This window comes from Rhodoferax sp. UBA5149, assembly GCF_002413825.1.
Lineage (GTDB): Bacteria > Pseudomonadota > Gammaproteobacteria > Burkholderiales > Burkholderiaceae_C > Rhodoferax.
In genome coordinates this window covers 335-6,607 of sequence record NZ_DHXT01000037.1, presented here as the reverse complement: position 1 = coordinate 6,607, position 6,273 = coordinate 335, and the positions used below count along the sequence as shown (strand labels likewise).

At 64.9% G+C, this 6,273-nt stretch carries 7 protein-coding genes; 1 reads left to right on the top strand and 6 read right to left on the bottom strand.

Annotated elements, in window-relative coordinates; genetic code table 11:
• Positions 1 to 54 precede the first annotated feature (54 nt).
• The 5 genes from B3V69_RS02845 to B3V69_RS02825 form a co-directional block, all read right to left on the bottom strand.
• A complete protein-coding gene (locus tag B3V69_RS02845) occupies positions 55 to 1,374 on the bottom strand; it encodes a 4Fe-4S binding protein (RefSeq protein WP_414707456.1) in 1,320 nt (439 codons plus the stop codon).
• 79 nt (positions 1,375 to 1,453) lie between these two features.
• Complete coding sequence (locus B3V69_RS02840; RefSeq protein WP_296443600.1) at positions 1,454 to 2,263, bottom strand: FTR1 family iron permease; 810 nt, start codon at positions 2,261 to 2,263, stop codon at positions 1,454 to 1,456.
• Positions 2,264 to 2,275: 12 nt separating this feature from the next.
• The gene (locus tag B3V69_RS02835) at positions 2,276 to 2,617 is read right to left on the bottom strand and encodes a cupredoxin domain-containing protein (RefSeq protein ID WP_296443598.1); all 342 of its coding nucleotides are present in this window, start codon (positions 2,615 to 2,617) and stop codon (positions 2,276 to 2,278) included.
• A 15-nt stretch (positions 2,618 to 2,632) separates the two neighbouring features.
• The gene (locus B3V69_RS02830; RefSeq protein WP_296443596.1) at positions 2,633 to 4,036 is read right to left on the bottom strand and encodes a carbohydrate porin; all 1,404 of its coding nucleotides are present in this window, start codon (positions 4,034 to 4,036) and stop codon (positions 2,633 to 2,635) included.
• 3 nt (positions 4,037 to 4,039) lie between these two features.
• Complete coding sequence (locus tag B3V69_RS02825) at positions 4,040 to 4,597, bottom strand: iron transporter (protein ID WP_296443594.1); 558 nt, start codon at positions 4,595 to 4,597, stop codon at positions 4,040 to 4,042.
• A 227-nt stretch (positions 4,598 to 4,824) separates the two neighbouring features.
• On the opposite strand from B3V69_RS02825, the gene B3V69_RS02820 reads away from it, so the two are divergent.
• Complete coding sequence (locus B3V69_RS02820; RefSeq protein ID WP_296443592.1) at positions 4,825 to 5,484, top strand: LON peptidase substrate-binding domain-containing protein; 660 nt, start codon at positions 4,825 to 4,827, stop codon at positions 5,482 to 5,484.
• 47 nt (positions 5,485 to 5,531) lie between these two features.
• On the opposite strand, the gene B3V69_RS02815 is transcribed toward B3V69_RS02820, so the two are convergent.
• Positions 5,532 to 6,273 (bottom strand): hypothetical protein (locus B3V69_RS02815; protein ID WP_296443590.1); only part of this gene is annotated, 742 nt, incomplete at its 5' end.

Genomic DNA, 6,273 nt, shown 5'->3' with positions numbered 1-6,273 from the left:
TATTTACGTGTCAATGTACTAGCGATCCAGGAGACAGTGCGGTCGCCCGCGACCTCACTGTCCAAACAGAACCGCCAGCCAGACCCGCAGCATGAGCCCCAGCGGCAACAGAGCGAGGGCCAGGCCTGCCACGGCGCGCCACGAGAAACGCGCCAGACACATGCGCAGCAGCAGGTAGGCCGAAAAGCCGGTCCCCAAGGCCAGCAATACACCGCGCACCGCGGGCACCCAGGCCAGCGTGATGCCCTCGGCCTTGAGGTGGCCCAGCGTCAGCATTGACAGGCCCAGAAACACCCCCACACCGGCCATCGGAATCAGCCCCATCGACAGTTTCTGCCACGACAGGGACGGCTCCCGCAACACCCGGGCCGCCAGCCAGAGTCCGGCCCACACCGCCAGCCCCAGCGCACCGCCGCCGCCCAGAATGAAGGCCAGAATGCACAGGCCGTCGAGCCAGGTAAATACGTCATGGGCCGCCGGATAATGCGTCAGCAGCCACCACGGTGCGTTGTCTTGCAGCAAGGCCCAGGCGTCGTGCGCCATCAGCCAATCGGCCAGCGCGGTCTTGAGCTGCACAAAGCGCGGGCTTGATGACCAGACGAAGGCTGCGGTGGCGAACCCGATCACACCAAAAATCAGGGTCATCGACTCCTCGGTCTTGACCTGGCGATGCGGGGTGTCCAGAATTTCGCGCGCCGGTGAGCGCAGCCCCAAGACCACCGCGCCGCGTTCACCGCTGCAGCGGCCGCAGGCATGACAGGCAGAGGCGCTCTTCATGTGCCCGATGTCGATCAGCGGCGCGCAGTTGACGGCAGGGACGCGCCGTTGGTTCTGCTTCCAGAGGGTTTCATTGACCCGAAAGTGCACCGGCGCAATCTTGGCGAGCAAACCAAACACGCCGTTGGCCGGGCACAGGTAGCGGCACCAGACGCGCGAGCCACGGCCATACACCAGCCCCACGGTCACGGCCCCCAGCGAGGAGCCGCCCAGCACCAACAGGGCCGCCTGCGGGTACTCATAAACACTGACCAGCTGACCATAAACGGTGGTGCAGACAAAAGCCACGAAGGGCCAGCCGCTCCAGCGTATCCAGCGCGGGATGGGTCGGCCCAGACCGTGGCGGCTGGCCAGCTCGGTCAAAGTGCCTTCGGGGCAGAACACGCCGCACCAGACCCGCCCCAGCAGCATGGTGCCCAGCATGACGAAAGGCCACCAGACGCCCCAGAACAGGAACTGCGCAAACAGTCGCAGGTTGTCAAGAATGTGTGCATCTTCCGTCGGCAAGGGCATGAACACCGGGTAAATCAGAAGGCTGAAGTAAAACACCACCACCGTCCATTGCACCCCCATGATGGCGCGCTGATGGCGGCGCATGGCCAGGCCAAGGCGTGCCAGCGCCCCGGCGGCTGGCGGAGCGACGGCTGCTTCGTTGCGAACCAGGGTGATGGGAATGCTACGCATGGCGCCTCGCCGGACGCATGGCCCGCAGCACAACCAGCCAGTACAGCGCGAAGACGATCACCAGCATCAAGGAGGGCCGTGCCCGGTACCCGACCAGAGCGGCCAGCACCGAGCCGACGCGGCGGTTGTCGTCCAGCAGCCACGCGCTGTCCCACAGCGGATCCACCAGCGCCGGCAGCAGCCCGGCCCCGATGAGGCGATCCACGGCGCTAACCAGCAGCGCCAGCGCAAACAGCAACAGCATCCAGCCACTGATCAGGAAGAAGCGGCGGTAGTCCAGAAAGCGCAGTCCGCGCCCCAGCGCCCAGGCGGTCAGACCCGCCAGCGCAAAGCCCAAGGCCGCGCCGCTCACCAGACTGGCCGTGCCACCGGGCTCCAGGCTCGCGCCATACAGGAACACCGCCGCTTCGGCGCCCTCACGTGCAATCGCCAGCGCGGCCACGATGGCGATGCCGAGCAGGCCGGAGCGCTGCACCGCGATCGCCAGATTCTGGTGCAGGTTTTGCCGCATGCCGGCGCCGTGACGGCGCATCCACAGCACCATCTGCACGATCAGGGCCGCTGCCACCAGCAGCATGCCAATCTGAAACCACTCCAGCGCCTGGCCCGAGAGTTCCCCTTGCGCGGCCACCATGGCCCGGCCCAGAGCCCCGGCCAGTCCGATGCCAGCTGCCACACCGAGCCACAGCGCGCGCAGACCGGCACGGCCAGCCTCATTGAACTTCAACCACGAATGCAGGATGCCGACGACCAGCATGGCCTCCACGCTTTCGCGCCAGACGATGAACAGCGTGCTACCCAAGGCAGTTCTCCTTCATTTGGCCACCAGCTGGCCTTGCGCCGTGTCAGGGTGAAAGTCGCCAAAGAACTTGTAGGTGCCGGGCTTGAGCGGCTGAAAAATCAGGAAGCTCGAGGCACCCGGTGCCAGCACTTTTTCCTTGCGCAGCTCGACGCTTTCAAACTCCTCCGCCCCCGGCCCTTCGTTCTTGATCAGCAAGCGGAACTTGGTGTTGGCCGGCACCTCCAGCGTTGCCGGCACAAAGCGGCCAGCACGAATCAGCAGCTTGAAAGACGGCAACTCCTGTGCCCGCAAAGGCGCCAGCGCCAGCAGCAGGCCGGACGCCAGCACAAGGGCGCCCGCAGTAGAAAATTTCATGCCCATGGCGCCTCCTTAAAACGTGAACTGGGAACGCAGGCCCACAATGCGCACATCCTGCGCGCTGGGGTCGCCACCGGGGTTGCCGATGACCTGCAGACTGGGCGACAGCTCAAACTGCTTGCCCACCCGGTAACGGTAGTACAGCTCGGCCACGCGCTCCGCGCCGTTGATGGACGTCGTGGAGGCAGTGAAGTCGCGGTAGGCGTCACTGGTACGCAGCCAGCCCAAGGCCAGGCCCAGGCTATCGCCGCCACGGTTCCAGTACGAGCCATTGGCCTCGGCGCCGACCGTCAGCGCGCGGTCAAACATCACGCTGCCTTGGGTCTCCTGGCCATAGCGCGCGAACCAGGTCATGCCATCGCCCACGCGCTGATCCACCGACACGCCCCAGCCAGTGTGCCGTTCTGACGCCGTGACAGCCGGATCGAAGTGCGCCGCCTGCGGATTGCTCCAGGCATAGGCACGGTAGTTGCCCAGCAGCCCACCAAAAAATCGCTGGGAGGTTTCAGCCTGCAGCATGACCAGGGGCGCACCCAGACTGCGCTGGTAGCTGGAGCCGGTGCTGCCGACGCCGAACACGCCCAGCGACAGGCGCCAGCTCTCCAGTTTGTCCGACGAATCCAGCAAAGAGGCGCGCAGGCCCGGGGCAAAGCCGTTGGCATCGACGCCGACGTCACCTCCAGTATCGAGCAAGGGGTTGTGCACGAACACCGAGTTGAGGAACTGTCTGGTTTCGTCCCCCGCCACGGCGTTCTGGTCAAAGAACACGAAGGGGTCCATCTTGCCGACCGTGATTTCCAGCTTCTGCCTCGACGCTGGCTTGAACCCACCCCAGGGCAGCGCAATGCTGGCCTGGTACCAGACCTGGGCCAGCAAGGCCACCGAATCGTCGGGACGCAAGCCGCCCTGCAGCTGGAATGCCGCGGCATTGGAATTCGAGAAACTCGGCAAACCGCCCAAGCCCGCACCCTGACCCAGGCGGAGCTGGGCAAACAGCGACTGCTCGACGTCACCCAGGGGCTCCAGCGGCAAGCTGACAAAGGCGTCCGCCCGGTAGCCCAGCTGACTGTCCGCCACACCCGGCGCCAAGGATTTTTGTGCCGCCAGGGTCAAGCTCAGGCCGCCCTTGATGCCATCAAAGACCTTGAGTTTGCCCACCGGGCCCGCCAACTCCTGAGCCTGCGCTTCCACCGCCTTGAGCCGGGCGCTCAAAGCCGGCTCGTTCTCGCTGATGGTCTCGGTCTCCAGGCTCTTGGTCAGCACCGTCTGGTTCTGCTCCAGCGCCTGCACCCGCGCCAGGAGCTTTTCCACCAAATCGGTCAACTCTGCGTTGGTGGCCGCCGCCGCCTCGCCCACCGCCCCCAGACTGAGCGCGGCGGCGAGCGCCATGGATTTCAAAGGAAGACGGGAAATCATGGCTCAGTACCCGCCCTTTTTGCCAATACCCACATAGCTGAAGTCGTACTCGACCTCGAAGGGTTTGAACCAGGGGCGAACGCCGGTGAGCCGGTCGGTGTGGCGTCCAAAATGGGCATGCTTGTTTTCGGTAGGCGGCAAAATGGTGTACTTCACATGGTACTTGCCAGGGCCAAAGAGCTTGATGTTGTCACCGTAGTGCGGGCCGTCGTTGGCCACCATCGGCATGAACTCGCCCGCCACCTTCTGCTCGGTGCCGCTCTTGGACACTTCAAATTTCACCACCAGGTAGGGAATCCAGGCGCCTTCCTCAAAACCGTTGGGGTTGCCCGCGAGGGCCTTGATATCCACTTCAATATGGATGTCGGATTCTTCGGCCTTGCGCATCATGCCCTCGGGCTCCATCACCACCGGCTGCAGGTAGACGGCAGCGATTTCCATGCCGGAGCGTTGCTGCGGCGTGCCGATCGGGTATTCCAGCGCCTGGGCGTTCAAGGCGCTGGCGAGCAAGCCGAAAGCAGCAACTTGCTTGAGCGGGTGGATGCGTTTATTGGGGAACATTTTTATTTCCTTAATGAGAATTAATGTCATTTGCAAATGATAACACTTCTCATTAACGTCGAGCCGGTTGAGACCGTGAAAACTTGGCGTCGACGCGGCGCAGGCGCGGGCCGGGCCAGGCACGGCGATTGATAAAAATCAACTGCCTAGCGAGGTAAACGCCGCGCGGGCGCAAGGCTGGGCAGGATCGTGGGATGATCATGGCAATGTAAACCGTGGCACTGAAAATGTCTGAATCCCTGGCCCTGTTTTCACTCCCTTTGTTTCCCCTCGGGACGGTCTTGTACCCCGGTGGAACGCTGCCCCTGCGGATTTTTGAGGTGCGCTATCTGGACATGATTGGCAAGTGCCACAAGACCGGGGCGCCGTTCGGCGTGGTCACGCTGACCAAGGGTGCCGAGGTGCGCCGACCCGACCCCGGCGCACCCGGTGGCGACGGCTTCGCGCCGGAGGCTTTCCATGCCGTGGGCACACTGGCCGCGATCACTGAATTCTCCAGCCCACAGTCGGGTCTGATGGAGATTCGCTGCACCGCGACGCAGCGCTTTCGCATCGTCAGCTGTGGCAAGCTCAAGCACGGCCTGTGGGTCGCCAACGTGACGCGGCTGGTGGATGATCTCCCGATCAAAATCCCTGACGACCTGCGGGGCGTCTCAACAGCGCTGGGCAATCTGATCAACACGCTGCAGGCCCGCGCCGTGCCCCCGCGGCACATGCCGGTGCAGCCGCCCTATCTGCTCAATGACTGCAGCTGGGTCGCCAACCGCTGGTGTGAGTTGCTGCCGATGCCGCGCGAAGACAAACAGCGCCTGATGGAACTGGACAACCCGCTGGTCCGGCTGGAACTGGTCAACGATATGCTGGAGCGCAGCGGCATCGCAACCTGACGCCGCCGGGCTCCGCTGGTACGCCGGGGCGTGCCAAAACGTCCAGGTCAAAACGTCCAGGTGGCGGCAACATACGCCATGCCGCGCGCGGGCAGTTGCACCAGCACGGCGCTGGCTGGCCCGCCATAGACGCGCAGCCCGCCTTGCACCTGCACCCGGTCGCCCTGCCAGATCAGTGAGGCGGTCACCACCCGGCCCTGGTCGGCCGGCGTGTAGAGTATGTCCAGCGCCGGTTGCCAGGCGTCGTGCTGCCAGCTCAGGCGCAAAAACACATTGCTGCGCCGCAGACTGGGCGAGACGCTGAAGGCTTGCGCCTGCCAGGCCAGATTGCCGGCCACGGCCGCCGCCGGTGCGCCCAGCATCGCCAGTGTGGGGAGCTGGCCGTTGCGTTGCGCCCAGGCGTCCCACTGGGCATCGGCCGGTGCCGTGCCGTCCCACCAGGCCTCGGCCAGCAGGCTGAGCTGGCTGACATGAGTCCAGGTGCCGCCCACCAGCAGTTGCTTGACATCGTGTTCGGTACCGGGCTGCCAGGGGTTGCTGGCCACCAGCCCCTTGACTTGCGAGGCTATCGCCAGGCTGTCAACGCGTTCGGAAAAGCGCAGCGAGCTGTGCAGTTCCAGCGCATCGCTGGCGACCCACGCGACCGCCCCACCGACGCTGGCGCCGGTGTGGGCGCCGAGCCGGGCAAAACCGTGCCAGTCCACGGCGCCGTCGCGCTGGTAAACGCGCACTGCCAGGGCCGGCTCCTGCGCGCCCGCCTGCTCCGCCGGCTTGCTCGGGTTGACCCAG

Excerpts from the sequence above, each read along its gene's own strand:
- B3V69_RS02825 (WP_296443594.1), bottom strand. The coding sequence starts at position 4,597 with ATGTTCCCCAATAAACGCATCCACCCGCTCAAGCAAGTTGCTGCTTTC.
- B3V69_RS02835 (WP_296443598.1), bottom strand. The coding sequence starts at position 2,617 with ATGAAATTTTCTACTGCGGGCGCCCTTGTGCTGGCGTCCGGCCTGCTG.
- B3V69_RS02820 (WP_296443592.1), top strand. The coding sequence starts at position 4,825 with ATGTCTGAATCCCTGGCCCTGTTTTCACTCCCTTTGTTTCCCCTCGGG.
- B3V69_RS02830 (WP_296443596.1), bottom strand. The coding sequence starts at position 4,036 with ATGATTTCCCGTCTTCCTTTGAAATCCATGGCGCTCGCCGCCGCGCTC.
- B3V69_RS02845 (WP_414707456.1), bottom strand. The coding sequence starts at position 1,374 with ATGCGCCGCCATCAGCGCGCCATCATGGGGGTGCAATGGACGGTGGTG.